We start from the raw sequence: 24,736 nt of genomic DNA, 5'->3' as shown, positions 1-24,736 counted from the left end.
GCGCGGGTCGATACATCAGATTTGCCTGGGGAATTTTTATGATTGACCGCCGACATGGCGTTGGCTGCCTGCTGCTGAGCCTGCTGCTCGCGGGCTGCGCCACTTCATCAACCACCTGCGATGAACCGATGACGGGCGACAGCTGCCGTGATCGGCAGCTGCTCTATCAGAACGACATGCTGCAGGCCAAGATGCTGGTGATGTCCGGCGACATGGAAAGCCACGAGCTGGCCAACGCCCTGCTGCGCCGCGCGGCGAGCGAGGACGAGCGCGGCGAAGTGGAGTTCTACCAGGCGATTCTGATGATCCGCGAAGGCCCGCAGACCGACGAAGTGCTGGCCAAGCTGGAAGCCGCTGCCGAGAAGCAGCAGCCCTACGCCGTGGCGCTGCTGTATCGCATCTGGTCGCAGCCCTACCTAGTCGATGAAGCCGACCCGATCCGCGCCGAAGAATACCGCGCCGACTACGCCGAACTGGACGTTGCCAAGAGCGGCTACCCCTCCTTCGAGAAGGCGCTTGAACTGGTCGACAAGCTGACCCAGTCGCCCTGATCCCCCTTCGCAACGCCCAATTGCCCGGTTCCTCCGGGCAATTCGCAGCGATGCCTGCCGCTTAAATGCGATTTGCCGGGTGCCAGGCCGACGCCAAGCGATTAAAATCTGCCACCGCAATTCGTCGCACAGCCTGTCCGGTCACCTGAAGGCTGCGCCACGCCACCATCCGCATAGCCGAGAGAACAGAAATGGGCGCCCAGTGGAAAGCCAAACCTAAAGAAGCCGCCGCCAACGCCAGGGGCAAGATCTTCGGCCGCCTGGTCAAGGAAATCATGGTCGCCGCGCGCAATGGTGCCGACCCGGATATGAACCCCAAGCTGCGCCTAGCCATCCACCAGGCCAAGAAAGCCTCGATGCCCAAGGACACCCTGGACCGCGCGATCAAGAAAGGCGCTGGTCTGAGCGGCGAGACGGTGAACTTCGAGCGCACCACCTATGAAGGTTTCGCCCCCCATCAGGTGCCACTGATCGTCGAGTGCCTGACCGACAACGTCAATCGCACCGTGGCCGAGATCCGTGTGCTGTTCCGCAAGGGTCAGATGGGTAGCAGCGGCTCGGTAACCTGGGATTTCGACCATGTCGGGCTGATCGAGGCCTCCAGCGACAGCGACGCCGACCCTGAGCTGGCCGCTATCGAAGCCGGTGCGCAGGATTTCGACGAGGCCGACGAAGGCAACACTCTGTTCATCACCGAGCCGACCGACCTGGATCTGGTCAGCCGCGCCTTGCCGGAGCAAGGTTTCACCGTCAACTCGGCCAAGCTCGGCTACCGCCCGAAGAACCCGGTCACCAGCCTGACACCCGAGCAGCTCGAAGAAGTCGAAGCCTTCCTGGAGGCCATCGACAACCACGACGACGTGCAGAACGTTTATGTAGGTCTGGCCGGCTAATTGAGCCGAAGCGGCAAATTGCGGCAATCCATCACGGTTTTGCCGCAATAACCCGGTATACTGTCCGGCTTCCTTCCGCGCACATCAGGGGCGCAGTGGAATACGCCTTACAGGAGCTTCATCGTGCACAAATCCCTCATTCTTGCCGCCTGCTTTATGCTCGGAGCTTGCAGCGGCGTCCCTCACTCGGCGCAAGCACCCGCCTCAGCTGACCAGGACAGCATCGTACGCAGCAACCTGGAGGCGATTCACAACGCCCAGGTCGTGCCGCTGCCACTGGATCCGCAGAGCAGCGTGCCCCACGGCATCGCCGGCGATGCCAGCATGCAGTTCGGCAGCTCACTGTCCAACTATCGCGTCTATTCGCTGAAGCTCAAGCAGGGCGAGCGCTATCGCCTGAACGTCAATTCGTTCTGCGACCACACCTGCATGGGCATCAACAAGTTCGCGCTCAAGCCCCGCGCCGTGCTGATGGACGCCTACGGCACGGTGATCCCCAACAAGCCTGCCCGTCCTTCCACGGTAATCGGCATGACCAGCATGGGCTGGGATGGTGAAGCGCCGGAAGATGGCACCTACTACCTGCTGGTCGCCGCCGACAAGGAAGATGTTGGCCGCACCATCGTCATCGACGACGTGTGGATCAACAACTCGCCGCTGATGGCGGTGAAGGTCGGCCTGCTGGAAACCCCGCACAGCCACCTGCGCTGAGCATGCCACCACGCACCCTGAACATCGCAGCCGCCTGCCTGCTCGACGACGCAGGCCGGCTGCTACTGGTGCGCAAACGCGGCACACGCATGTTCATGCTGCCAGGCGGCAAACGTGAAGCCGGTGAAAGCGCCCTGCAGACCCTGGCACGCGAGCTCGACGAAGAGCTGAATCTGACGATACCTGAAACGGCCTTCACGCCACTGGGCCGTTTCAATGAAGCGGCCGCCAACGAAGCCGATACCCGCGTTGAAGCCGATATCTTTCGCGCCGCCCTCTCCCATCCTGTCGCACCGGCAGCCGAGCTCGAAGAGCTGCGCTGGCTGCATCCTGACGACCCACGTGGCGATGACTTGGCGCCGCTGCTGCGCCTGCATGTCTTGCCGCTGATCTGGCCCCGCATCTGATCGCACCTCAGCCTCTCGGGCGCCGATAGCCACTATCGAAGTGAATGATTTCTGCGCCAGCGAGCCAGCCAATAGCCTAAGTGCTATCCCAAACGGCTTCGCTCACAGGTGCCCGCCATGCAACGTTCACTGCTCATTCTGCCCACCCTTCTTACCCTCTCGCTTGCCGGCTGTGCCACCCCGCAGTCGGCTGCCGAACGCCCCTACACCGACGCCGAGATCAAGCAGTTCGCCCTGGAAATGCTCAGCCGTAGCGGCCTGCCGTACGAGGATTACGAGAAGATCCGCAGCGCCCTGCAGGCGCCCAACTACCGCGTGTCGAACTCCATCCGCGATATCGGCCCGCAGCCGCGCTCGCTGCCGGAAGGCTGATCGGCTCGCCACCTGCGGCAATGACGCAGCATGCAGGCCGGCGATTCATTGATCCACGACAAGGCACCCGCGCATCCAGCCCTTAGCCTGAGCCGATCCACTTACGCGAGGGCTCACAATGGCTATCACTTCTGCCGGCATCTGCGCCGCGGCCGACCAGTTGCAAGGGTTCGTGGGTTTCAACCTCAAGACCGGCCAGCACATCGTGCGCTTCAGCGAAGATTCCTTCGGTCTGGATGTGGCCGAAGATAGCATCACTCCAACCAGCGAATTCGTCTGGCAAGCCGCGGACGGCGCCGACCTGATGACGCTCAAGCGCGACCGCCTGCGCCTGTTGGCCGAGCTGCGCATCGACGAGCGCCTGGCTATCAGCGAACCACTGCGCGTCTACCTGCGCCGCGATGATCTACCAGAAATCAGCGCCGTGCGCCTTCTCAAACGCAGTGCCTGATACTGGTCGCCCGGGCAGCGGAAACGTAGACTGGCGCACTCTCATGAACTGCCAGATCGATGCCAACGTTTCGCTGCCTGCCCGACCACCTGCGCCCCCTGGCCGACAAGTTCTACCGTAGCCAGCATTCGGCTATGCGCACCCGGGCGGCCCACCAGGTGTGGGTGGCTGAAGACAAGCAGATCATCGCCGCCCTGTGCCTGCAGCCCATGGCCCACGGGCAATGGCTGACCAGTCTGCTGGTCGATGCCGACCAACGCCATCGAGGCGTGGCCAGCGCACTGATCACCTGCGCCCTGCAAAAGGTCGACACACCGGTGTGGCTGTTCTGTCACCCGGATCTCGAATCGTTCTATAGCCGCCTGGGATTCGAACCCTGCCCGTCACTGCCCGAAACGCTGGCCGAACGCCTGCAGCGTTACAGATTGAAAAAAATATTGAACGCAATGGCACTCTGATATCTCATAGCCAGCGTGACACTGGCATTTCCGCCACTAAGCTTCTCGATAGCCGCAACTGCCCGCCATGGATGCTGTCCATGGATCCAAGCGCTATAGACAGGTGAGAGATCGGCTGCCAGACGAGCACGCGATCTATGAGAACAATAGGCCATGGGCAGACGTTTCAACCGTGTCCTTGCGCGACTGCGCAAGGATTTTCAGCTGTGCATCATTACCCTGATGGGTTTCTTCGGTGTGCTCGGCATTACGCCCTACGCGGTCTACCGCCTTTCCCAGGGCAACTACCCGGTCGGCATCGCCGACACCGTTATCGTCCTGTCGACCATCGCGGCGATGTCTTATGCCTGGCGAACCGGCGATACCCGCAAAGCCGGATTATGGCTGGTAGCGGTCGATTCCCTTTGCGCAACGCTGATTGCAGTCAAGCTGGGCGTCAACGGCCTTTTCTGGATCTATCCGCTGATCCTGCTGAACTTCTTCATGGTAGTGCCCTTGATCGCGCTACTGGCAACGGGCGCGGTGCTATCGGTGCTGGTAACGTATGCGACCCTGGTGCCGGGCTCGGTATTCGATAGTCACTACCAAATGCTATCGTTCCTCGTCACCGCGATGGTGGCCGGCATCATGAGCTTCATTTTCGCCCAGCGTGCCGCCTATCAGCGCAGGCAGCTGCAATCCTGGGCAACTCGCGACGCGCTGACAGGCGCCCGCAACCGCCGGATAATGGATCAGGAATTGAAGATCGCCGTGGCCAATAAACGCCGGCACGGCATCAGCAGCGCTGTACTGGTCATCGATATGGACCACTTCAAGCAGGTCAACGACCGCTTCGGTCACCCGATGGGTGACCAGGTGCTGATCAAATTCGTCGAGCTGACCAACCGCTGCTTCCGCCATGAAGACCGGCTGTTCCGCTTTGGCGGCGAAGAATTCCTGCTACTACTCAGCAACACCAACGAAAAGGGCTTGCGTGCGGCTGCCCTGCAGTTGCAGGCACAGATCGCCCAGCATTTGAAAACGCCCGATGGCCCGGTGACCGTGTCCATGGGCGGCGCGGTGTTGTACGCCGACGAAAGCTGGCGGGACTGGCTGGAACGCGCCGACCAGCAGCTCTACGAAGCCAAGCGCGCCGGTCGCAACCGCATCCATATCGATACCTACCCGACTGTGGAAATGGCCTGACGGTAGCTAGGCCGGCTACGGCACCATCGGCGAGTGGTACTCGCACCTTCTGTCACTGCGCGGTGATTCTCTCAGGTTCAGCAGTCGCTTTCGCGGCATATGAGCCAGACCTTCCCGTCGCCGGCACCACTAATCGCCTCTGCTGCGCCTCAAAACGGCTGACCTTACAGCCGAGTCTCACCTGCCGCCAGGGCTCAGCGGCTGCCTCCAGCAAGAGCCAACTTGCCGATCACATCCACCAGCACAATCCCGCGGTGCGCAAGCCGATCCGCCACGCAAACAAAAAAGGGCGGCCCGAAGGCCGCCCCTTTTGTTTACCAGCAGTGGATCAGTGAGCCGAAGCGCCACTGGCTCCCAGGCCGGTGTGCGAACGCACGAACTGTGGCAGGAACAGCGCGCGCTCCTCGTCGGCAGCCTTGGACTTGTCGGTAATCGAGAAGAACCAGATACCGATGAAGGCAACGGCGATCGAGAACAGCGCCGGGTATTCGTACGGGAAGATGGCCTTCGCGTGGCCGAGTACCGAGACCCAGATGGTTGGGCCAAGCACCATCAGCACCACAGCGGTGATCAGGCCCAGCCAGCCGCCGATCATCGCGCCGCGGGTGGTCAGGTTCTTCCAATACATGGAAAGGAACAGCACCGGGAAGTTGCAGCTCGCCGCGATAGAGAACGCAAGGCCGACCATGAAGGCGATGTTCTGCTTCTCGAACAGGATGCCCAGGCCGATGGCCAGGACGCCCAGGCACACGGTGGTGATCTTCGAGACGCGCAGCTCATCCTTCTCGTTGACATTGCCCTTCTTGATAACACTGGCGTACAGATCGTGAGACACCGCCGAAGCACCCGCCAGGGTCAGGCCGGCAACCACCGCGAGGATGGTGGCGAAAGCCACGGCCGAGATGAAGCCCAGGAAGATACTGCCGCCCACGGCGTTGGCCAGGTGCACCGCCGCCATGTTATTACCGCCAAGCAGTGCGCCAGCGGCGTCCTTGAAGGCCGGGTTGGTGCTGACCAGCAGGATCGCGCCGAAGCCGATGATGAAGGTCAGGATGTAGAAGTAGCCGATGAACCCAGTGGCGTAGAACACCGACTTGCGGGCTTCCTTGGCATCGCTCACGGTGAAGAAGCGCATCAGGATGTGCGGCAGACCAGCGGTACCGAACATCAGCGCCAGGCCCAGGGAGATCGCCGAGATCGGATCCTTGACCAGACCGCCTGGGCTCATGATCGCCTCGCCGTTGGCATGCACCTTGATGGCTTCGCTGAACAGCGTGGAGAAGTTGAAGCCCACGTGCTTCATAACCATCAGTGCCATAAACGACGCACCGGACAGCAGCAGCACCGCCTTGATGATCTGCACCCAGGTGGTGGCCAGCATGCCGCCGAACAGCACGTACAGCACCATCAGGATACCCACCAGCACCACGGCGACATGGTAGTCGAGACCAAACAGCAGCTGGATCAGCTTGCCGGCACCGACCATCTGGGCGATCAGGTAGAAGGCCACCACCACCAGCGAGCCGCTGGCCGACAGGGTACGGATTTCCTTCTGCTTGAGACGATAGGAGGCCACGTCCGCGAAGGTGTATTTGCCCAGGTTGCGCAGGCGTTCGGCGATCAGGAACAGGATCACCGGCCAGCCGACCAGAAAGCCGATCGAGTAGATCAGACCGTCGTAGCCTGAGGTGAACACCAGAGCGGAAATACCCAGGAAAGACGCCGCCGACATGTAGTCGCCGGCAATCGCCAGGCCATTCTGGAAGCCGGTGATACCGCCGCCTGCGGTATAGAAGTCGGACGTCGACTTGCTACGTTTGGAGGCCCAGTAGGTGATGCACAGGGTGGCGCCAACGAAGGCGAGGAACATGACAATGGCAGGCGTGTTGACCGCCTGGCGCTGTACGTCTCCGGTCAATGCATCGGCCCACAAGGCCGGGGCCATGGCCATCAGGGCCAGGGTGCTGAGGATACGGCCGATCATTTGCCCACCTCGTCCAGGATCGCCTGGTTCATGCTGTCGAATTCACCATTGGCGCGGCGAACGTAGACGCCGGTCAGTATGAAAGCCGAGAGAATCACGCCAACACCCACTGGGATGCCCCAGGTGATCGGCGAGTCGGGGCTGATGCGCGTACCCAGCCAGCCGGGCACGAAGGCGATGAGTAGGATGAAGCCGACGTAGATGCCGAGCATGATGGCGGAGAGTATCCAGGCGAATCGCTCGCGCTTGGCTACTAGCTCCCTGAAACGCGGACTCTGCTCGATCCGCTGGTAGATGCTGTCGTTCATTTTATTGTTATCCTCCACAGCAGGATGCTGGTACGGATAACTGTATGTCAGCCCATGACTTAGGACAGACGACCTTAGTCGAAGCCACCGGTTTTCTAGACCAAAGTCTAATGCGACTTAGCGCCGCTGCAGCTGCTGCTCGTACTGCTGGCTGCCTTGTCCAGGATAACGCTGCACTTCATAGCCATTGGGATACTCGGTGCTCTGGCGAATGCCGCCGCGGGTCTCGAAGGTCGAGCTGCTCTGCCCGCTTTCATAGCGGCGGGTGTTGATGCCTTGTGGCAGGCGTTGGCCGCCATAGAGGTTGTATTGCTCCTGGCGCTCGTAGGTATCGACGCTACCGCTCGCCCCGGGGCTGACGTACGACTTGGGAATCACGCGGATGGTTTGCGGCGCGCGCTCGTCAGCCAGCGCGGCAGAAGCGCCGGCCATGACGGCCAGCGCCAGGGTAAGACTGCTCAATACCTTCATCGCCAACTCCGATCCGGGCGCCAACGCGCCTGCAATGCATGTCTGCCTGAGACAACGCCCACAGCGAATCATTTGCGGGTCAGCGCCTCGCCGATGCCATAAAAGTGACCGCCGGCAACATGGTGAAGGCTGCGCCAGGCGGGATCTGCGTCTTCGAAGTGCCAGCGCCCTTCGCGAAATACCCGCTCATCGGCCCAGGCCGCGGTGACCTCGCCGATAAACAGGTCATACGCCTGCTGGTTGTGGAGCTCGGGAATCAGCCGACAGGCCAGCCACGCCGAGCAGCCAGCCACGAACGGCAAATCTGCGTCACCCAGGGCTAACAACTCGACACCGCTGGCGGCCAGCTTGCCGGGCTCCTCATTAAGGCTGCGCGAGCCGACCTGATAGGTCAGCTCCAGCTGCGCGGCGGTCGGTATCTGGATGACGAACTGACCGCTACCCTCGACCAGCCCGCGAGTCGCGGTGCTCTTGTCGAGCACCACGGTGAGCTTGGGTGGGTCGAAATCCAGCGCGCAGGCCCAGGCGGCGGCCATCACCCCGTCGACGCCGTCATGACGGGCAGACACCAGCACGGTCGGGCCATGGTTGAGCAGGCGGTAGGCCTTGTCCAGGTCCACGGGCTTGATCGGAATATGCATCGCGGCACCTCGCTGAAAACCAGGTGACACTTTATAGCATCCTTGCACTGTGCAGAAAATTGAACGCCAGGGGCTGCACCTTCTGCACGGCGGGCACTAGAATCGGCCTCCGATCGGCTGCAAGTAAGCCGCCATCCAACCGGGCATCTGGCACACAAATAACATCGCCGGCCCGCGAGCCATAAGGGGTGACAGCATGTTCGAGGTAACCGAAGTCTCCATCGCCGAGCTGCGCGCAGCGCTCGAGGCCGGCCGCACCACCGCGGTCGAGCTGGTAAAGGCTTATCTGGCGCGGATCGATGCCTATGACGGCGCCGCTACGCCCACCAAGCTCAACGCCGTGGTGGTTCGCAACCCCGATGCCCTGAAGGAAGCCGAAGCCTCCGATGCCCGCCGCGCTTGCGGCGAGCTGCTGAGCCCGCTGGATGGCATTCCCTACACAGCTAAGGACAGCTACCTGGTCAAGGGCCTGACCGCTGCATCGGGCAGCCCGGCCTTCAAGGATCTGGTCGCCCAGCGCGACGCCTTCACCATCGAGCGCCTGCGTGCCGCGGGCGCCATCTGCCTGGGCAAGACCAACATGCCGCCAATGGCCAATGGCGGTATGCAGCGCGGCGTGTATGGGCGTGCGGAAAGCCCTTACAACGTCAAGTACCTCACCGCGCCGTTCGCCTCCGGTTCGTCCAACGGTGCCGGTACCGCAACGGCGGCAAGCTTTTCCGCGTTCGGTCTGGCTGAGGAAACCTGGTCGAGCGGCCGTGGCCCGGCCTCGAACAACGGTCTGTGCGCCTACACGCCCTCGCGCGGGGTGATTTCGGTGCGTGGCAACTGGCCGCTGACGCCGACCATGGACGTGGTAGTGCCCTACGCCCGCAGCATGAGCGACCTGCTCGAAGTGCTCGACGTAGTGGTCGCCGATGACGCCGATACCCGCGGTGACCTGTGGCGCCTGCAGCCCTGGGTACCAATCCCGAAAGCCTCGGACATTCGCCCGGCGTCCTATCTCGATCTGGCCGCCAAGTCCGAAGCCTTGAAAGGCAAGCGCCTGGGTGTGCCACGCATGTACATCAACAAGGACGAGCTGGCCGGCACCAGCGAGAAGCCCGGCATCGGCGGCCCGACCGGCCAGCGTATCCACACCCGCGCCTCGGTAATCGACCTCTGGGAACAGGCCCGCGCGGCGTTGGAAAGCGCCGGCGCCACGGTGGTCGAAGTGGATTTCCCGCTGGTGTCCAACTGCGAGGGCGACCGCCCCGGCGCGCCGACCGTTTACAACCGCGGCCTGGTGTCCCGCGAGTTTCTGCATGATGAGCTCTGGGAGCTGTCCGGCTGGGCGTTCGATGATTTCCTGCGCGCCAATGGCGACCCCAAGCTAAACCGCCTGGCCGATGTCGATGGACCGCAGATCTTCCCCCATGATCCCGGCACCCTGCCCAATCGTGAAGATGACCTGGCCGCCGGCATGGACGAGTACGTGCGCATGGCCCAGCGCGGCCTCAAAGCCTGGGACGAGATCGCCAGCGTGCCGGACGGCTTGCGCGGCCTGGAAAAGACCCGGCAGCTCGACCTCGAACAATGGATGGACGAACTGGGGCTCGACGCCGTGCTGTTCCCCACCGTCGCCGACGTGGGCCCGGCCGATGCCGACGTGAATCTCGAGTCGGCGGACATCGCCTGGAGCAATGGCATTTGGGTCGCCAACGGCAACCTCGCCATCCGCCATCTCGGTGTGCCGACCGTGACCGTGCCCATGGGCGTGATGGCCGATATCGGCATGCCGGTCGGCCTGACCTTCGCCGGGCGCGCCTACGACGACAACGCGCTGCTGCAGCTGGGCTCGGCTTTCGAGGCGACCGGCAACAAGCGGCAGATCCCACCACGCACGCCGCCGCTCTAAAACGCGCGAATGCGAAGACGGGCTTGGTAAACTGCCGATCCCGTCCCGCCGGCAATCAACCGTCGTCGGCACGCAAAATATGGACCGGTAACGCCGTCGCAAGGCGGTGTTACCGCAACAACCAGGATCGTTATGCCCGTTCACGACGAAAAACAGCTGCACGCCCTCACTGCCGCCCTCACCTGGAGCGGCTTTCGCCAGTTCCTGCCGATCTCGGCGTTCGTGGTGCTATTCGGGCTGGCATTCGGACTGGCCGCCACCCAAACCGGGCTCGGCGCCGAAACCAGCCTGGTGATGAGCGCACTGGTGTTCGCCGGTGCCTCACAATTCGCCGCGCTGGACCTGTGGGGCACCCAGGTACCGCTGGTGCCTCTGGCGCTGACGGTATTCGCCATCAATGCCCGCCACCTGCTGATGGGCGCCACGCTGTATCCCTGGCTCAGCAGCCTGCCGCCGGCCAAGCGTTATGGCGTGATGCTGGTGGCCTCGGACGCCAACTGGGCGATGTCGATGCAGGCCTTCGGCGCCGGCAAACCCGGGCTCGGGTTGCTGCTCGGGGGTGGCCTGGCGTTGTGGCTGGCCTGGCTGCTGGGTACTTGGCTGGGCATCTATTTCGGCAGCGCCATCGACGACCCGGTGAGCTTCGGTCTCGACATGGTCATGGGCTGCTTCCTGTTGGCCATGGTCGTCGGCGGCCAGAAGAACCTGCGCATCCTGGTCATCTGGGCCGTCGCGGCCCTCGCCTCGCTGCTGGCCTACTGGTATCTGCCCAGCAACAGCCACGTAGTGGTCGGCGCCATTGCCGGCGGGCTGCTGGGCGCCCTGTGGATGGAGAAAAAGGCATGATGATGGAAACCGCCGGCTCCGGCGCGCTGAGCGTCGTGATCGTCATGGCGGTGGTCACCCTGGCCACCCGTTGGGGCGGCGTGTTCGTCATGTCCTTCGTGCCGATCAACACCCGAACACAGCAATTCATCAGCGGCATGTCCGGCTCGGTGCTGGTAGCTCTGCTTGCGCCCCTGGCCCTGGAAGGCGATGCCGGCGCCCGCCTCGCCCTGCTCGCCACCGCCATCGTCATGCTGCTGGTCAAGAAGCCGCTGGCGGCCATTGCCACCGGGATTCTGGTTGCAGCCCTGGCTCGCCACCTGATGTGATGGCGCCACGCTCCGATCTGTTCGGATTGTGCAACATAGCTGCAACCTGTGGAGCCTATATCACGCCCCTCCTAAGCCGTAGAGTGCCGCGACGACTCTTCTCGGGACAGCTGACCATGGCATCGTTCAATTTCCAGTACATCTTCGATCCGCTGTGCGGCTGGTGCTATGCCAGTTCCCAGTCGCTGGCTACCCTGGCCGAGCGCTGGCCAGACCAACTGGATATGCTGCCCAGCGGCCTGTTCTCCGGTGCTGGAGCCCGCACCATGTCGGCTGGTTGGGCAGCTCATGCCTGGAGCAATGATCAGCGCATCGAAGCGGCAACCGGAGAGCTGTTCAGCACGGCCTACCGTGACAAGGTACTGGCCGATACCACCACGGCGTTCGACTCGACTGCCATCAACCGCGCCCTGACGGCAGCTCGGCAGATCCACCCGACAATGGAGCCGCGGTTGCTCAGGCATTTGCAGCTGGCCAGATACGTGCGTGGTGAAAACACCGCCAGAGCCGAGGTCGTCGCGTGCCTGACGACTCAGATCCTTGCAGAAGCTGGCCACCTGCGCGACAGCGAGGAACTGGCCCGGCAGCTGACATCGGACCATCAGCTTGCCCAGCAAACCGATGTGCGTGTCCAGAGCGCCCAGGCACTGATGAGCCGCTTTGGCATCCAGGGCGTGCCGCAACTGCTGGTAAGGGTGGAGAAGCGTACTCACTTACTGTCGACCAAGGCGCTGTACCAGGGGCCGAGTTTTTTGCTGGATGAATTGCGCGCTTTGCTCGGCAGCGAAGGGGTCTGAGCGCCTCAAAGGCGCGGGCCAGTCAGGCACAGCTCACCTTACAGCCTGTAGTCGAACACCAGCCCGAGTCTGCGCTACGCGCCGACATGGATGATCTCGTCATTGCGATTGTTGGTGATCTACTGCTTTTCGAACAGGCTCTTCAGGTAACCCGATAGCACCAGCTGCTCGGTCAGTGCGTATTCGCAATTGAGGCTCACCACAACCTAGCAATCAGATACATGGGTGCCCGTTGGCAGCGACCTCGTACCGGCTGGGCGTGCGCTCCTGATATCACCGACCATCATCAGAGCCTTGGCGAAGCGGTGACCTGATCCGAATCGGCTTAGACGACCTCCAGGAACGAAAAAGGCCCGCATCAAAGTGCGGGCCTTTTTCATTTTCTGGTGCCGGAGACAGGAATCGAACCTGCGACCTTCGCGTTACGAGTGCGCTGCTCTACCGACTGAGCTACACCGGCGTGGGCTCGCATTATTGGCATGCACTGCGCGGCGCTCAAGTGCTTTTTGCTGGGGCGCCGGTGACGGCTATTTCACCAGTTCGATGCGCTCGTCATGGATGTGGATCAGGCCCTGCTTGTAGAGTCCGCCGATGGCCTTTTTGAAGTTGCCCTTGCTGACCCGGAACATGGCGCTGATGCGCTCCGGCGCGCTCTTGTCGCTCAGCTCCAGTACACCGCCGTTGTCGCGCAGGCGCTGCAGGATCTGTTCGCCAAGGGTGTCGGCGACTTGCTGGCCGACCGGCTGCAGGCTGAGGCTGATCTTGCCGTCGCTGCGCATCTCCTTGATGTAGCCGGGCTGGCGGATACCGCTGCGCATGAAGCCGATCACTTCGTTCTTGTGGATCAGGCCCCAGTGCTTGCCGTTGATGATCGCCTTGAAGCCCATGTCGGTGGAATCGACCACCAGCAGGTCGACCTCTTCACCGGCCTGGTAGGTGGCCGGCACCTTGTCCAGGTAACGGTCAAGGCGCGCAGTGGCGGTGATGCGGCGGCTGCGCTTGTCGACGAACACGTGCACCACGCAGTAGTCGCCGATCTGCAGCGGGCGCTTTTCTTCCGAATGAGGCAGCAGCAGGTCCTTGGGCAGACCCCAGTCGAGAAACAGGCCGACGCGGTTGATGTCGACGACCTTGAGGCTGGCGAACTCGCCGACCTGCACCTTGGGCTTGTCGGTGGTGGCGATCAGCTTGTCTTCGCTGTCCAGGTAGACGAACACGTTGAGCCAGTCGTCCACCTCGCTCGGCGAATCCTTGGGGATGTAGCGCTTGGGCAACAGAATCTCGCCGTCCGCCCCGCCGTCCAGATACAGACCGAAGTCGGTGTGCTTGACGACCTGCAAGGAATTCATACGTCCGATAACAGCCATGGTACCTACCCTTATTTTCAGGCCGGCAGTGTACCCGACTCGCCGCTGCGAAGCCCGACCGGCAACTAGCGGTTCGTCCACTGGTCATCGAATGAACAGCGAAGCGCTCAGCGGTGATACAATGAGCGGCCATCTTGATGAATCGAGTAGGCACCTATGACCGTCATGCGCGTCAAAGCATCCCACAGCAAGCCCAAGCCCGCCCCTGCCGTAGAAACCAGCGAGTCGATCGACGCTCAGGTAGCGGCGTTCCTCAAGTCCGGCGGCAAGATCCAGGAGATCGCCAAGGGCGTCAGCGGCCAGACCAATGGCCCGGCCAGCCGGCACATCACCATTTCCAAGAAGTAATTTTCGTCTGTATCGACCTGCAGCGCCTTCACCCAGGCGCCAGGTCGGCAGTCCCGCCTCTCGCCCGCCTGGGCAATGATTTGAACGACTTAATTCCCATCTTCGGCGCTTGTCGCTGGCGATGAGCACACGCATGTTTCAAAATGATGACCGTCTTTTCCAGCACTGAGGTCATCGCTCGTCTAAGCCGATACGCAGTGCTGTCGTCTGTGGATCATTGTTTTAAGGAAGATACGTGCGTTTTCTCAGCCCCTGGCTGCAGCGACCGGCCAGCACCGTGCTGGTACTGGTTGTCCTGTTCATCGCGTTGCCACTGCTCGGTCGCTACTCGCTGGGCTGGTCCCACCCGTTCGGTTACCTCTCCGACCTGGCCATTGGCAGCCTGCTGCTGTGGCTGGCGCTGCGTCGTCGGCTGCTCCTGGGCATTCCGCTGGCAGTGGCCTGGGTGGTCTTCAACCTGGGCACCATCGAGCTCGTCAGCGCCGTTGGCCGCATGCCCGAGCTCGCGGACCTGCATTACCTGACCGACGCCCAATTTCTCAGCCACTCGACCCAGGGCGGTGGCCTTACCCATCCCTGGCTGGCTGGCGCCTTGATCCTTGCGGTTCTTGCGTTCTTTGTCTTACTCGCCGCGCGCCCGCCGATGCGCAAACCGTCAGTTGTCTGGCTGCTGGCACCCGTGGCGTTGCTCGCCGCCCATGCCGTTTACCAATATCGCAGCCCCAGCGAAGCGGACCAGTGGGTGCAATTCAATCTGCCACACAAATGGCTGGCCGAAGGCGTCAGCCTGGCCCAGCTGGGCGTGGAGGACTGGATGAACCGCGGCCAGCCCCACAGCCCGCCGGATGCCAGCGGCCTGACTCGCCTGGACATGGACGGCACGCCGCTGCTCAGCGAGCCAGGCCGCGCGCGCAACGTGCTGATCATCACCCTGGAAGGCATTCCCGGTGCCTATATCGGCGCCAGCCGTCGGGCCATCGGCAGCCCGTATCAGGAAGATCTGATGCCACGCCTGAGCGCCTGGGCCGAGCGCGGCATGCTGACCAGCGACTACGTGCTACACGCCCACCAGACCATTCGCGGTCTGTACGCAATGCTTTGCGGCGAATATGACAAGCTCAATTCGGGCACACCCAAGGGCATCGAGCTATTGGGCAATGTCGAGCGGGCCGCCCAGTGCCTGCCGGCCCAGCTGCGTGACAATGGTTTCAGCACGCATTTTCTGCAGGGTGCCGGGCTGCGCTTCATGGCCAAGGACCAGATCATGCCGCGCATGGGTTTCGACAAGACCTTGGGCCGTGACTGGTTCCGCAACACACCGTACCTGGACTTCGCCTGGGGCATGGACGACAAGGCCTACTTCGAAGGCGCGCTGACTTACGTCGACGGCCTGCGTAAGCAGAAAGCGCCGTGGATGCTGACCCTGCTGACCGTCGGCACCCACCAGCCCTACTCCGCACCGGCTGACTATCTGGAACGCCATGCCAGTGCCAAACAGGCGGCTATCGCCTACCTGGACGATGCAGTGGGCGACTTCCTCGATGGCCTGCAAAAACGCGGCGTGCTCGACGACACCCTGGTGCTGGTCACCTCGGACGAATCCCACGGCATCGAAAACGTGCGCCTGGCCTCGGCCTGGGGCTTCAATCTGATGCTGGCGCCCGAGCAGGCGCAGTTGCCATCACTCAAGCGCGGTGTGTACGGGCATATCGACCTGACCGCCTCGGTGCTCGACTACCTGGCACTGCCGTTGCCGGCCAACATCGCCGGGCGCTCGATGCTGCGCGACTACAACCAGGGCCGCCAGATCATCTCCTACACCAACGGCCTGCTGCGTGAGCACGACGGCCAGGGCACGCTGACCGAATGCAACTTCCAGCAGGTTTGCCGGCGCTACGCCAGCCCGGGCTTTATCGCTGCCGATGCCGCATATCTGGGCCGCGTGAGCGGCAAGCCGGCGCGCCAGGTGAGCCTGCGTGCCGAGCTGCTGGATCGCTCACTGACCGATGGCCAGGACAATCAGGTGCTGCAGTTCGCTAGCAACGCGCGCATTCGTCTGAGCCCGACGCGTGGCGACGACTGGGCCGACAACCTGATTGGAGCCCAGTATCTGGAGCTACCCAAGGGCACCCAAACCCGCGTGACCCTGAAGATCAATGCGCTGAACATGAGCGCGGCAGGCGCCACGCTGCGCCTGAAGACCAAGGAGTTCGACCGCGACGTGCTGATCAACGTCCCGGAGATACCCGTCCTGAAAAAGGGCAAGCCGGTAGAAGTGAGCTTCGCCTTCGACAACCTGGATACCCGCAAGGCGTTCTCCTTCCACCTGATGGGCGAAGGCAAGGGCTCCATCGAGATCACCGACTTCAGCGTCGAAACGCGCCCCATAGAGAGCGAGATGCTAGCCGCCAAGGTCGACGAGGAAAGCGAGGAACTGACTCAGTGACGGGGCGGCTCAGTACATCGCATAGCGGCGCTCGATCTGTGCGTATTCGCCGCTGGCGATAATCTCGGCCAGGCCCTGATCGAAGCGATCACGCGCCGACTGATCACGCATGCCCAACTGGTACGAAGTCGGCGGGAACAGCCGGTACTCGGTGATCGGCTGGCTGACATCCACCTGGCGATACACCTCGCGATTGAAGTAATGCAGCACCCGCCGGTCGCCAATCACCACGTCGACCCGGCCACTGTACAGAAGGCGATTGCGGGCGATCTCCTGGGCCTCCTCGTAATACCGCGGGTTGGCCTCGGCCATGCGCTGAAATTCATCGCCCAGCACGATGCGCGCCCGCTGAAAGGCGCGAATCGAATAATTGCCCAAGTCCGCGATATGCTCGATTCGATAATTGCGCGCGCTTAGCGCGATGGCCACATGCTGATAACTGATGTAAGGCTGGGTGTAGAAGCTGTTCACTCCGCCTTGCAGGCGCGTGCTGGCGATGCCATCGAGGTCGCCACGACTGTAGGCACGGTGCAAGCGTTCCGGCGGTGCATAGGAGGGAATGACCTGCATGCCACCGGCACGGGCAGCGGCGACCACGATGTCGTACTCCAGCCCTCGTTGCTCGCCCTCGAAGATATACGGCGGTTTATGCGTACCAAAGCCGATCCTTAGCTCTTCAGCCGTGGCGTCGATCGCCAACAGCAGCAGTCCGATTGCCCACCACTTCATCCCAGAAACGCCCTCGCCGCGCCGACTCTTCCCTTGGCCTGGCAGGCCAGACCGTGAGCGAACAGTTTACGCGGCCAGGGCGTCGCTGGGTATCAGACCAGCGCCTCGCGCGGCGCCAGACCGTCGAACACCGACGGCGTCAGCGCCGTCAGGCCGTGGCGGTCTAGCACCTCGCGCGGGTGCTGCTCGCCCGGAAAGGTGCTGTCGATCATGCTCAGCAATTGCGCGCCACGCGGAGTCAGCACGAAATTCTCGCCATTGCCACCATCGCTTTCTGGCCGTGGGGAGATGAAACCGCCTTCGAGCAGCATGGCCTCGTAGTCGTCGGCCTGGGCCTTGAGCGAGTCGAGGTTGTCGACCGGCTTGCCGGCCTGCTGCAGGGCATCGGCCAGTTCTTCGGCACAGCGGCGCGGCACGAATGGCTGGCCGGCGCCGTTCTGTACCGCGTGGAGCATGCGTTCGACTAGATCCCAGTTGTGGGTGTGCTGATGAATCGTCATGGCTTGGTCTCCGTTCATATCGGCGCCTGTGCGCCTGTAGAGCTGTGACGCCAGCGCCGCGCACAGGGTTCGGGTTATCCGCCGAACGTCGCCTGAACCAAGCTCTGCGCCCGCCAGTCTGAGGCCCAAGCCCCTGTACAAAGGACCTCGCCATGCCTCGCCAGCCCCTGCTGCGCCCCGTTTTCAGTGCCCTGCTCGTGGCGAGCATAGCGCCTTCGGTATTGGCCGCCGAGCCGCTGCGGCTCAAGCACCTCTATCGTTGCGAGGACGTGCTCGACACCCAGCGCCAGACCTTCTGCCTGAATGCACGTGGCGTGTCCGACGGCCAGTTGCAGGTGCTGCTCGATGGCAAGCCCCTGCCGCAAAGCGCGGTGAAGCGTCAGGACGGCTTGCGCATCACCCTCGACAGCAAGGACTACCAGAGCGGCCCGCTGTGGCTGAAACAGGGTAAGCAGGAAAGTAATCCCGTGTGGCTGTCGATGGCCGGCAGCCACGTCGTGGCCGCCAAACCGGGTGAAGTTGCAAAGAACATGGACGGCCTGAACACCTACGTCGATCTGGTCAGCGTGGTGATCGAGGAAGATGCCAACGGTTTGGATACCGCCAAGGCGCTGGCCAAGAAATACGGCGCCGAAGTGGTCGGCGCCATCGCACCGCTCAACACTTACCAGCTGCGCCTGCCGGCCGAGGACCTGGTCCAGCGTGACGCCATGGTGCTGCGCCTGGGCAGCGAGCTGAGCGTCGATGCCGTGGTGATCGAGGAATCCTCCGCCGAGGAGCAGGAATCGCCGTCGGGCGAGAGCAAGGACGAGCAATTGAACGAGGAGGAATGGGCCGCCAACCGCTTCGTCGATGCGGTCAACTATTACCAGCGGCGCATTCCCTCCAAACGCTCGCCCATCGCCACCAAGCCGGTGCGCATCGGCCTGATCGAGCGCAACGTCGACTTCGACGCGCCGGATTTCAAGGACTACCTGGGCGCCGCCGAGCGTCAGGGCAACACGCCTCACACCCGCCTGTACAGCCGCGACGCCGACAAGCCGGACGGCCACGGCTCCACCGTCGCCGGCATCCTGGCGGCGCGCTGGGACGACGGTGGCAATACCGGCTTCCTGCGCGGCCTGGATGGCGCCGGCCCGGGCTTCGAGGTGATCGTCGACCGCAACTCGGACGCTGGCATCACCGCCAACGTCGCCGCCTCGGTCAATCTGGTCGAAGACGGCGTACGTGTGCTGAACTGGAGTTGGGGCATTCACCGCATCGGCGCAAAGGACATCAACGGCGACGAGATCGACTCGCTGGTGCGCTCCGGTATTGCCATGAGCGGCTATGAAGAGCTGCTGGAGGAGTTCTTCCTGTGGCTGCGCCGCGAGCATCCGGACGTGGTGGTGGTCAACTCGGCCGGCAACGGTGCCTCTTTCTCCGGCGCCGATGACTACCGCCTGCCCTCCTCGTTCGTCACCGAGCAGTTGTTCGTGGTCGGCGGCCACCAACGCAGCGACCGGGACGTCGCCGTGGACGACCCGGCCTACGTAAAACGGCGCAGCTCATCGAACGTCGACACCCGGGTGGACATCACCGCCGCGGCCTGCGTACGCGCCTCCACCGCCGAGGAAAACCAGCAGGGCAGCGTGCATTGCGGCACCTCCTACGCAACGCCGCTGGTGGCCGGCGTGGTGGCGTCGCTAATGTCGATCAACCCGCAGCTGCACCCGGACCAGCTGCGCATGCTGCTGCGCCGCAGCGCCATGACCATCGGCGAAGAATTCGACTTCGAGCCTACCGATGCCGATGACCTGACCGCACCGATCCTGCCGTCGGAGCGCGGCTTCGATCTCAATGACAAGGACATCGGCCGCTCCGCCCGGCTGGACATGCAGAAGGCTCTGGATCTGACCGTCAGAAGCCTGGATAACAAGTAGTAGGCGCCGGGTAGAAGCCCTGAACCATCAGCGCTGGCAGGCACTCAACCGCTCGGATACCAAGGCGTGAGGATTCGAGCATGATCAAGCACATAGCACCACTTTGCGGCCTGGCACTGGCCCTTTATGGCATGGGGCAGGCGCAGGCTTGCACCACTGAAGAGGCGGCCGGCAAGGCGCAGGAACTGGCGGCCAAGATCGAGGAAATCACCCAACGCGATCCAGAGCGCGCCGCGGTGCTGCGCCAGGAACTCAAAGAGGCGCAGCCGGAGAGCAGCGGCGAGCACGCCACCGACTGCGATGCTTACGATCAGCGCCTGCAGGAATTGGAAGAAATCGGCGGCGAGGTTGAAGAACAGGTTCAATAACGGTCACCGGCAGTTGCTGCCGGTGACCCGCTAAAACATCAAGCGTCAGTCGACGGCGCCTTGCGCTTGAGAGGCGCCAGGCCGTCCTGGCTTACCAGGCCGGCATCGCTTTTCGGCTTGTTCACCGCATTACGCTTGGCTGGCGTCTTTGCCGCGGGCTTCTTGGCGATCTTCTTACCGGTTTTCGGGTCGACCTTTTTCTTCTTGGTGCCCGCGGCCTTGCCGGATGCCTTGAGGTTCTTCGGCCCCTGGTAGCTGCCCTTGAGCTCCTTGACGGTGCGTTTCTCGAAGCGCTGCTTGAGGTAACGCTCGATGCTCGACATCAGGTTCCAGTCGCTGTGGGTGATCAGCGAGATAGCCAAACCTTCGCTGCCGGCACGGCCGGTACGGCCGACGCGGTGTACGTATTCGTCACCGGAGCGCGGCATGTCGAAGTTAATCACCAGATCCAGGCCCTCGACATCCAGGCCGCGCGCCGCCACGTCAGTGGCGACCAGCACCTTGACGGCGCCCTGGCGCAGGCGGTCGATGGCCAGTTTGCGGTCCTTCTGATCCTTCTCGCCGTGCAGCACGAAGGTCTTGAATTCCTTGGCCACCAGCTTGCCGTACAGGCGGTCGGCCTGCACACGGGTGTTGGTGAAGATGATCGCCTTGTCGTAGGTCTCGTTGCTAAGCAACCACTCGACCAGCTGTTCCTTGTGGTAGTTGTGGTCGGCGGTGATGATCTGCTGGCGGGTGCCCTCGGCCAGTTCGCTGACGCGGTTGAGCTGCAGGTGCGTGGGCTCGCGCAGCACTTTGGCGACCACTTCGCGCAGGCCAGCGCCGCCGCTGGTAGCGGAGAACAGCAGGGTCTGGTGCTCGCGGTTACACATTTCGGCCAGGCGCTGCACGTCTTCGGCGAAGCCCATGTCGAGCATGCGGTCGGCTTCATCGAGCACCAGCACCTCGACGTCATCGAACAGCAGGTTGCCGGCGTTGGCATGCTCGATCAGCCGGCCTGGCGTGCCGATGACGATATCGACCTTGCGCAGCATGGCGGCCTGCACCTTGAAGTCTTCGCCGCCGGTGATCAAACCGCCCTTGAGGAAGGTGAACTGGGCGAAGCGCTCGACTTCCTTGAGCGTCTGCTGGGCCAGCTCGCGGGTCGGCAGCATGATCAGTGCGCGCACACTGACCCGCGCCTTGGAGCTGCCATCACCAAGCAGGCGGTTGAGCATCGGCAGTACGAAGGCAGCGGTCTTGCCGCTGCCGGTCTGGGCGATCACCCGCAGGTCCTTGCCTTCCAGCGCCGGGGGAATCGCAGCGGCCTGAACCGGAGTGGGCTCTGTGAAGTTGAGCTCGGCCACGGCTTTGAGCAGGCGTTCATGCAGGGCAAATTGGGCAAACACGGGGCAACCTCGATGCAAATGCTAAATCAGCCGCATAGGTTACCGCGTTCGCGCCGCGGGGCCGAATGCTTTCTCTGAATGGTTATAGCAAAGCACTCAGGCCGCGGTCTGCATGCGCCGCTGCTTGAGCAGCAAACGGCCGCTGTCCCAACCCACCAGCACCACCGCCACCCAGATCGGCAGGTAGGTCATGAACTGATCCGGGTCGAACTGCTCGCCCAAGAACAGCAGGCTGAACATAAACAGCAGCACTGGCTCCACATAGCTGAGAATGCCGAACAGCCCAAGCGGCAGCAGGCGCGACGAGGCCATCATCAGCGCCAGGGCGATGGTGCCGAGCAGCGCCATGCCCGGCACCATCCACCACAGGCGCGGGTACTCGGCGAACATGCCGGCCGGCGCCCAGTGGACGATCAGCCAGATGGCCAAGGGCGCCATCACCAGCATTTCCAGTACCAGGCCCGGCAACGCGTCCAGGCGCATCCAGCGGCGCAGCATGAAGTAAGGCGGATAGCCAAGGGCGGTGACCAGGGTGACCCAGGAAAATGCCTGAGCTTGCCACAGCTCGTGCAGCACGCCGGCGAAAGCGCAGGCCACGGCGATCTTCTGCAGCGGACGCAGACGCTCGCCGTAAAACACCCGACCGACCAGCACCATGGCCAGCGGTAGCAGGAAGTAACCCAGGGAGACATCAAGCATATGTCCGGTCAACGGCGCCCAGACGAACATGAACCACTGCAGGCCGATCAGCGCGGCGCCCACCGGCAGTGCGGCCAGCAGCAGCGGCTCGCGGCGCAAGCGCTGCAAGGCGGTGAGCAGCAACGGCCACTGGCGCAGCAGCGTAAGCAGCAGCAAAACGGCCGGAATCGACCAGAGCACGCGCTGGGCGAACACCTGAAAGCCGTCCAGCGGCGTGAGCATCTGCACGTAGCCCGGGATCAGGGCGAACAGGATCGAGGCGCTGACAGAGAACAGCACGCCGGGTCCGGAAAGCGTCATCGCGCACCTCGAGAAGGGAAAAGTCGCCCGCGCCGCTTAGCCTATCAGGCAGCTGCGCGATTGCCGTGGCGGCGGCGCAGGCGGATACGCGAGTGCCGCTGTCGAACGGGCGGCGCACCATAACGGGTCACCGATGGACAAACAATCCGGAGCGGCTAGGGCGAGGCGCGCGTGATCGATATCCGATCAAAAGATAGGGCTATTCGCCCATACCTATCGAGGAAGTTGATTTGTCGGCTGGCTGACCCTAGTCTGATCGACCTATTGAGGCTGGCAGGTCAGATCCACACGCAGGCGAATGATGCTGCGGGCGAACTTCACCGTGAGGTTGCCGCTCTGTCCCGCCGCCAGGTTGGTGCTGCGGGTGCGCGGCGCCTCGGGGCCGTTGCGAAACACCGCCTTGCAGGAGGCGGCCTGCGAGCCGTAGTTCTGCACCAGAACGGCCGCCATGTTGTGATCGATTTCCTGGGTGCTCGCCGAGATTTCGGCGCCGTTGAACTGCTTCTCCAGTTCGATGGGATAAGCCTGCGCTGCCAGCGGCAAGCAGACGATCAGCGCGCAACAGAATTTTTTCATGGCCAGCCTCCGAGGTGAGCCGACAGTCTAGAGGCTGCGCCCTGCCCGTGCACAGCCGCCTGTGAAGGAGAAGAAATGAAGGCTCCACGCGTAACCCTCGATCAGTGGCGCACCCTGCAGGCGGTGGTCGACAACGGCGGCTTCGCCCAGGCCGCCGAGATGCTGCACCGTTCGCAATCCTCGGTGAGCTACACCGTGGCGCGCATGCAGGAGCAGCTGGGCGTGCCGCTACTGCGTATCGACGGCCGCAAGGCGGTGCTCACCGAGGCCGGTGACGTGCTGCTGCGCCGCTCTCGGCAGCTGGTCAAGCAGGCCAGCCAGCTGGAGGACCTGGCCCACCACATGGAGCAGGGCTGGGAAGCCGAGGTACGCCTGGTGGTCGATGCCGCCTACCCCAGCGCCCGCCTGGTTCGTGCGCTGACCGCCTTCATGCCGCAAAGCCGCGGTTGCCGCGTGCGCCTGCGCGAAGAGGTGCTGTCCGGCGTCGAGGAAGTACTCAAGGAAGGTGTCGCGGATCTCGCGATCAGTGCCTACAACATTCCCGGTTTTCTCGGCTCGGAGATGAGCCCGGTGGAATTCATCGCCGTGGCCCATCCGGATCACCCGCTGCATCGCCTGCAGCGCGGCCTCAACTTCCAGGACCTGGAAACCCAGATGCAGGTGGTGATCCGCGACTCGGGGCGCCACCAGCCTCGCGATATGGGCTGGCTGGGCGCCGAGCAGCGCTGGACGGTGGGCAGCCTGGCCACCGCAGCGACCTTCGTGGGCAACGGCCTGGGGTTCGCCTGGCTGCCGCGGCACATGATCGAGCGCGAACTCAAGGACGGCCTGCTCAAGCCGCTGCCGCTGGACAAGGGCGGTAACCGCAAGCCGGTGTTCTTTCTCTACGCCAGCAAGGACAAGGCCCTGGGCCCGGCCACGCAGATTCTCACCGACCTGATCCAGCGCTTCGACGCTGCCCCGCTCGACGCCGCGCCCGTTACCCCGGCCTGAGGCGATGGCCTTTTTCGAGTACCGCGGCTGCCGGCTGTACTTCGAGGAGCACGGCGCAGGATCGCCAGTGCTGCTGGTGCACGGCCTGGGCTCCAGTACCCTGGACTGGGAGCTGCAGATTCCCGCGCTCGCCGCTCACCACCGGGTGATCGCCCTTGACGTTCGCGGCCACGGGCGCTCCGACAAACCGCGCCAGCGCTACCGTATCGCCGACTTCGCCGGCGACGTGGCGGCGCTGATCGAGCATCTGCAGCTGCCACCCGTACACCTGGTCGGCATTTCCATGGGCGGCATGATCGGCTTCCAGCTGGGCGTGGATCAGCCGCAGTTGCTGCGCAGCCTGACGATCGTCAACAGCGCGCCGGAGGTGAAGGCGAAAAAGCCGGCTGACTACCTGCAAATCGCCAAGCGCTGGACGTTGGCTCGCCTGCTGCCGCTGGAAACTACTGCCAAGGCCCTGGCTCGCCTGCTGTTTCCCAAACCCGAGCAGGCCGAGTTGCGCCGCAAGGTCGAGGAGCGCTGGCCGCTCAACGACAAGCGCGCCTACCTGGCCAGCCTCGACGCCATCATCGGCTGGGGCGTGCGTGAACGTCTTGGCCGCATCACCTGTCCTACTCTGGTGATCAGCGCCGACCGTGACTACACGCCGGTCGCGCAGAAGCAAGCCTATGTCGACGAGCTGCCCGACGCACGCCTGCTGGTGATCGACGACTCACGCCATGCCACGCCGCTCGACCAGCCCGAACGCTTCAACCGCAGCCTGCTTGCCTTTATGCAGGAAGTCGAAAACACTGCTGCCACCTCAATCAAGGACTAGACC

28 protein-coding genes and 1 tRNA gene are annotated in these 24,736 nt (G+C 63.2%); 18 read left to right on the top strand and 11 right to left on the bottom strand.

Annotated features, from left to right (window positions below):
- Positions 1-38: 38 nt before the first annotated feature.
- The 8 genes from PVA39_RS09850 to PVA39_RS09815 all read left to right on the top strand — a co-directional run bounded on the left by PVA39_RS09850 (position 39) and on the right by PVA39_RS09815 (position 5,028).
- On the top strand, positions 39-551 hold the full coding sequence (locus tag PVA39_RS09850; RefSeq protein WP_274123921.1) for a hypothetical protein: 513 nt from the start codon (positions 39-41) through the stop codon (positions 549-551).
- Between the two features lie 191 nt (positions 552-742).
- Positions 743-1,444: a YebC/PmpR family DNA-binding transcriptional regulator gene (locus PVA39_RS09845; protein ID WP_147175226.1), complete on the top strand. Its 702-nt coding sequence runs from the start codon at positions 743-745 to the stop codon at positions 1,442-1,444.
- Positions 1,445-1,567: 123 nt separating this feature from the next.
- Positions 1,568-2,155, top strand: a complete 588-nt coding sequence (locus tag PVA39_RS09840; protein ID WP_093501888.1) for a hypothetical protein — start codon at positions 1,568-1,570, stop codon at positions 2,153-2,155.
- 2 nt (positions 2,156-2,157) lie between these two features.
- Positions 2,158-2,562: an NUDIX hydrolase gene (locus PVA39_RS09835; RefSeq protein WP_274123920.1), complete on the top strand. Its 405-nt coding sequence runs from the start codon at positions 2,158-2,160 to the stop codon at positions 2,560-2,562.
- A gap of 117 nt (positions 2,563-2,679) precedes the next feature.
- Positions 2,680-2,934: a hypothetical protein gene (locus PVA39_RS09830; RefSeq protein WP_274123919.1), complete on the top strand. Its 255-nt coding sequence runs from the start codon at positions 2,680-2,682 to the stop codon at positions 2,932-2,934.
- A 118-nt stretch (positions 2,935-3,052) separates the two neighbouring features.
- Positions 3,053-3,385 (top strand): DUF2025 family protein, encoded by a 333-nt coding sequence (locus tag PVA39_RS09825; protein WP_274123918.1) that lies wholly within the window; start codon positions 3,053-3,055, stop codon positions 3,383-3,385.
- Positions 3,386-3,444: 59 nt separating this feature from the next.
- Entirely contained in the window at positions 3,445-3,843 is a 399-nt protein-coding gene (locus tag PVA39_RS09820) for a GNAT family N-acetyltransferase (protein WP_147175223.1), read from the top strand.
- A 153-nt stretch (positions 3,844-3,996) separates the two neighbouring features.
- Positions 3,997-5,028 carry a GGDEF domain-containing protein gene (locus tag PVA39_RS09815; protein WP_147175222.1) on the top strand — a complete coding sequence of 344 codons (1,032 nt, stop codon included), beginning with the start codon at positions 3,997-3,999 and terminating at the stop codon, positions 5,026-5,028.
- A 328-nt stretch (positions 5,029-5,356) separates the two neighbouring features.
- On the opposite strand, the gene PVA39_RS09810 is transcribed toward PVA39_RS09815, so the two are convergent.
- The 4 genes from PVA39_RS09810 to PVA39_RS09795 form a co-directional block, all read right to left on the bottom strand.
- A complete protein-coding gene (locus PVA39_RS09810; protein ID WP_274123917.1) occupies positions 5,357-7,012 on the bottom strand; it encodes a cation acetate symporter in 1,656 nt (551 codons plus the stop codon).
- A complete protein-coding gene (locus PVA39_RS09805) occupies positions 7,009-7,320 on the bottom strand; it encodes a DUF485 domain-containing protein (RefSeq protein WP_274123916.1) in 312 nt (103 codons plus the stop codon). Before PVA39_RS09805 ends, PVA39_RS09810 begins: the two co-directional genes overlap by 4 nt.
- 117 nt (positions 7,321-7,437) lie before the next feature.
- Entirely contained in the window at positions 7,438-7,791 is a 354-nt protein-coding gene (locus PVA39_RS09800; protein ID WP_274123915.1) for a hypothetical protein, read from the bottom strand.
- Positions 7,792-7,859: 68 nt separating this feature from the next.
- Positions 7,860-8,432, bottom strand: a complete 573-nt coding sequence (locus PVA39_RS09795; RefSeq protein ID WP_274123914.1) for a flavin reductase family protein — start codon at positions 8,430-8,432, stop codon at positions 7,860-7,862.
- 196 nt (positions 8,433-8,628) lie between these two features.
- On the opposite strand from PVA39_RS09795, the gene PVA39_RS09790 reads away from it, so the two are divergent.
- From PVA39_RS09790 to PVA39_RS09775, 4 genes are all read left to right on the top strand, one after another.
- Entirely contained in the window at positions 8,629-10,329 is a 1,701-nt protein-coding gene (locus tag PVA39_RS09790) for an amidase (RefSeq protein ID WP_274123913.1), read from the top strand.
- Between the two features lie 132 nt (positions 10,330-10,461).
- Positions 10,462-11,175: an AzlC family ABC transporter permease gene (locus PVA39_RS09785; RefSeq protein ID WP_274123912.1), complete on the top strand. Its 714-nt coding sequence runs from the start codon at positions 10,462-10,464 to the stop codon at positions 11,173-11,175.
- Positions 11,172-11,483, top strand: coding sequence for an AzlD family protein (locus PVA39_RS09780; protein WP_274123911.1), 312 nt, complete (start codon positions 11,172-11,174; stop codon positions 11,481-11,483). Before PVA39_RS09785 ends, PVA39_RS09780 begins: the two co-directional genes overlap by 4 nt.
- Before the next feature lie 116 nt (positions 11,484-11,599).
- Entirely contained in the window at positions 11,600-12,280 is a 681-nt protein-coding gene (locus PVA39_RS09775; RefSeq protein ID WP_274123910.1) for a DsbA family protein, read from the top strand.
- A gap of 384 nt (positions 12,281-12,664) precedes the next feature.
- Here the strand turns inward: PVA39_RS09775 and PVA39_RS09770 are convergent.
- Together PVA39_RS09770 and PVA39_RS09765 are read right to left on the bottom strand one after the other, a co-directional pair.
- A tRNA-Thr gene (locus tag PVA39_RS09770) sits at positions 12,665-12,740 on the bottom strand.
- 67 nt (positions 12,741-12,807) lie between these two features.
- A complete protein-coding gene (locus PVA39_RS09765) occupies positions 12,808-13,647 on the bottom strand; it encodes a CvfB family protein (RefSeq protein ID WP_274123909.1) in 840 nt (279 codons plus the stop codon).
- 156 nt (positions 13,648-13,803) lie between these two features.
- Between PVA39_RS09765 and PVA39_RS09760 the strand changes: the two genes are divergently transcribed.
- Together PVA39_RS09760 and PVA39_RS09755 are read left to right on the top strand one after the other, a co-directional pair.
- On the top strand, positions 13,804-13,995 hold the full coding sequence (locus tag PVA39_RS09760) for a hypothetical protein (protein ID WP_013792078.1): 192 nt from the start codon (positions 13,804-13,806) through the stop codon (positions 13,993-13,995).
- Positions 13,996-14,230: 235 nt separating this feature from the next.
- Positions 14,231-16,441 (top strand): LTA synthase family protein, encoded by a 2,211-nt coding sequence (locus PVA39_RS09755; RefSeq protein ID WP_274123908.1) that lies wholly within the window; start codon positions 14,231-14,233, stop codon positions 16,439-16,441.
- Positions 16,442-16,450: 9 nt separating this feature from the next.
- Here PVA39_RS09755 and PVA39_RS09750 read toward each other — a convergent pair whose 3' ends face one another.
- Entirely contained in the window at positions 16,451-17,170 is a 720-nt protein-coding gene (locus PVA39_RS09750; RefSeq protein WP_274123907.1) for a substrate-binding periplasmic protein, read from the bottom strand.
- Positions 17,171-17,262: 92 nt separating this feature from the next.
- Positions 17,263-17,670 carry a hypothetical protein gene (locus tag PVA39_RS09745; RefSeq protein ID WP_027906255.1) on the bottom strand — a complete coding sequence of 136 codons (408 nt, stop codon included), beginning with the start codon at positions 17,668-17,670 and terminating at the stop codon, positions 17,263-17,265.
- Between the two features lie 152 nt (positions 17,671-17,822).
- Between PVA39_RS09745 and PVA39_RS09740 the strand changes: the two genes are divergently transcribed.
- Together PVA39_RS09740 and PVA39_RS09735 are read left to right on the top strand one after the other, a co-directional pair.
- Complete coding sequence (locus PVA39_RS09740; protein ID WP_274123906.1) at positions 17,823-19,592, top strand: S8/S53 family peptidase; 1,770 nt, start codon at positions 17,823-17,825, stop codon at positions 19,590-19,592.
- Positions 19,593-19,672: 80 nt separating this feature from the next.
- Positions 19,673-19,960 carry a hypothetical protein gene (locus PVA39_RS09735; protein ID WP_274123905.1) on the top strand — a complete coding sequence of 96 codons (288 nt, stop codon included), beginning with the start codon at positions 19,673-19,675 and terminating at the stop codon, positions 19,958-19,960.
- A 38-nt stretch (positions 19,961-19,998) separates the two neighbouring features.
- On the opposite strand, the gene PVA39_RS09730 is transcribed toward PVA39_RS09735, so the two are convergent.
- From PVA39_RS09730 to PVA39_RS09720, 3 genes are all read right to left on the bottom strand, one after another.
- A complete protein-coding gene (locus PVA39_RS09730) occupies positions 19,999-21,348 on the bottom strand; it encodes a DEAD/DEAH box helicase (protein ID WP_274123904.1) in 1,350 nt (449 codons plus the stop codon).
- A 96-nt stretch (positions 21,349-21,444) separates the two neighbouring features.
- Positions 21,445-22,347, bottom strand: coding sequence for an EamA family transporter RarD (gene rarD / locus PVA39_RS09725; protein WP_274123903.1), 903 nt, complete (start codon positions 22,345-22,347; stop codon positions 21,445-21,447).
- A gap of 261 nt (positions 22,348-22,608) precedes the next feature.
- Positions 22,609-22,923, bottom strand: a complete 315-nt coding sequence (locus tag PVA39_RS09720; protein WP_093501929.1) for a 3-phosphoglycerate kinase — start codon at positions 22,921-22,923, stop codon at positions 22,609-22,611.
- A gap of 75 nt (positions 22,924-22,998) precedes the next feature.
- On the opposite strand from PVA39_RS09720, the gene PVA39_RS09715 reads away from it, so the two are divergent.
- On the top strand, positions 22,999-23,916 hold the full coding sequence (locus PVA39_RS09715) for a LysR family transcriptional regulator (protein ID WP_274123902.1): 918 nt from the start codon (positions 22,999-23,001) through the stop codon (positions 23,914-23,916).
- Between the two features lie 4 nt (positions 23,917-23,920).
- On the top strand, positions 23,921-24,733 hold the full coding sequence (locus PVA39_RS09710; RefSeq protein WP_274123901.1) for an alpha/beta fold hydrolase: 813 nt from the start codon (positions 23,921-23,923) through the stop codon (positions 24,731-24,733).
- Positions 24,734-24,736: the final 3 nt, after the last annotated feature.

The sequence above is a fragment of the Pseudomonas sp. CNPSo 3701 genome (genome assembly GCF_028674975.1).
Taxonomy (GTDB): domain Bacteria; phylum Pseudomonadota; class Gammaproteobacteria; order Pseudomonadales; family Pseudomonadaceae; genus Aquipseudomonas; species Aquipseudomonas straminea.
This window is presented reverse-complemented; position numbering and strand designations above follow the sequence as displayed.

Coding starts and splice junctions, on each gene's coding strand:
- PVA39_RS09745 (WP_027906255.1), bottom strand. CDS start 17,670: ATGACGATTCATCAGCACACCCACAACTGGGATCTAGTCGAACGCATG.
- PVA39_RS09815 (WP_147175222.1), top strand. CDS start 3,997: ATGGGCAGACGTTTCAACCGTGTCCTTGCGCGACTGCGCAAGGATTTT.
- PVA39_RS09780 (WP_274123911.1), top strand. CDS start 11,172: ATGATGATGGAAACCGCCGGCTCCGGCGCGCTGAGCGTCGTGATCGTC.
- PVA39_RS09820 (WP_147175223.1), top strand. CDS start 3,445: ATGCCAACGTTTCGCTGCCTGCCCGACCACCTGCGCCCCCTGGCCGAC.
- PVA39_RS09850 (WP_274123921.1), top strand. CDS start 39: ATGATTGACCGCCGACATGGCGTTGGCTGCCTGCTGCTGAGCCTGCTG.
- PVA39_RS09765 (WP_274123909.1), bottom strand. CDS start 13,647: ATGGCTGTTATCGGACGTATGAATTCCTTGCAGGTCGTCAAGCACACC.
- PVA39_RS09810 (WP_274123917.1), bottom strand. CDS start 7,012: ATGATCGGCCGTATCCTCAGCACCCTGGCCCTGATGGCCATGGCCCCG.
- PVA39_RS09720 (WP_093501929.1), bottom strand. CDS start 22,923: ATGAAAAAATTCTGTTGCGCGCTGATCGTCTGCTTGCCGCTGGCAGCG.
- PVA39_RS09710 (WP_274123901.1), top strand. CDS start 23,921: ATGGCCTTTTTCGAGTACCGCGGCTGCCGGCTGTACTTCGAGGAGCAC.
- PVA39_RS09800 (WP_274123915.1), bottom strand. CDS start 7,791: ATGAAGGTATTGAGCAGTCTTACCCTGGCGCTGGCCGTCATGGCCGGC.
- rarD (WP_274123903.1), bottom strand. CDS start 22,347: ATGACGCTTTCCGGACCCGGCGTGCTGTTCTCTGTCAGCGCCTCGATC.
- PVA39_RS09750 (WP_274123907.1), bottom strand. CDS start 17,170: ATGAAGTGGTGGGCAATCGGACTGCTGCTGTTGGCGATCGACGCCACG.
- PVA39_RS09760 (WP_013792078.1), top strand. CDS start 13,804: ATGACCGTCATGCGCGTCAAAGCATCCCACAGCAAGCCCAAGCCCGCC.
- PVA39_RS09805 (WP_274123916.1), bottom strand. CDS start 7,320: ATGAACGACAGCATCTACCAGCGGATCGAGCAGAGTCCGCGTTTCAGG.
- PVA39_RS09825 (WP_274123918.1), top strand. CDS start 3,053: ATGGCTATCACTTCTGCCGGCATCTGCGCCGCGGCCGACCAGTTGCAA.
- PVA39_RS09795 (WP_274123914.1), bottom strand. CDS start 8,432: ATGCATATTCCGATCAAGCCCGTGGACCTGGACAAGGCCTACCGCCTG.
- PVA39_RS09740 (WP_274123906.1), top strand. CDS start 17,823: ATGCCTCGCCAGCCCCTGCTGCGCCCCGTTTTCAGTGCCCTGCTCGTG.
- PVA39_RS09835 (WP_274123920.1), top strand. CDS start 2,158: ATGCCACCACGCACCCTGAACATCGCAGCCGCCTGCCTGCTCGACGAC.
- PVA39_RS09790 (WP_274123913.1), top strand. CDS start 8,629: ATGTTCGAGGTAACCGAAGTCTCCATCGCCGAGCTGCGCGCAGCGCTC.
- PVA39_RS09830 (WP_274123919.1), top strand. CDS start 2,680: ATGCAACGTTCACTGCTCATTCTGCCCACCCTTCTTACCCTCTCGCTT.
- PVA39_RS09735 (WP_274123905.1), top strand. CDS start 19,673: ATGATCAAGCACATAGCACCACTTTGCGGCCTGGCACTGGCCCTTTAT.
- PVA39_RS09775 (WP_274123910.1), top strand. CDS start 11,600: ATGGCATCGTTCAATTTCCAGTACATCTTCGATCCGCTGTGCGGCTGG.
- PVA39_RS09785 (WP_274123912.1), top strand. CDS start 10,462: ATGCCCGTTCACGACGAAAAACAGCTGCACGCCCTCACTGCCGCCCTC.
- PVA39_RS09845 (WP_147175226.1), top strand. CDS start 743: ATGGGCGCCCAGTGGAAAGCCAAACCTAAAGAAGCCGCCGCCAACGCC.
- PVA39_RS09715 (WP_274123902.1), top strand. CDS start 22,999: ATGAAGGCTCCACGCGTAACCCTCGATCAGTGGCGCACCCTGCAGGCG.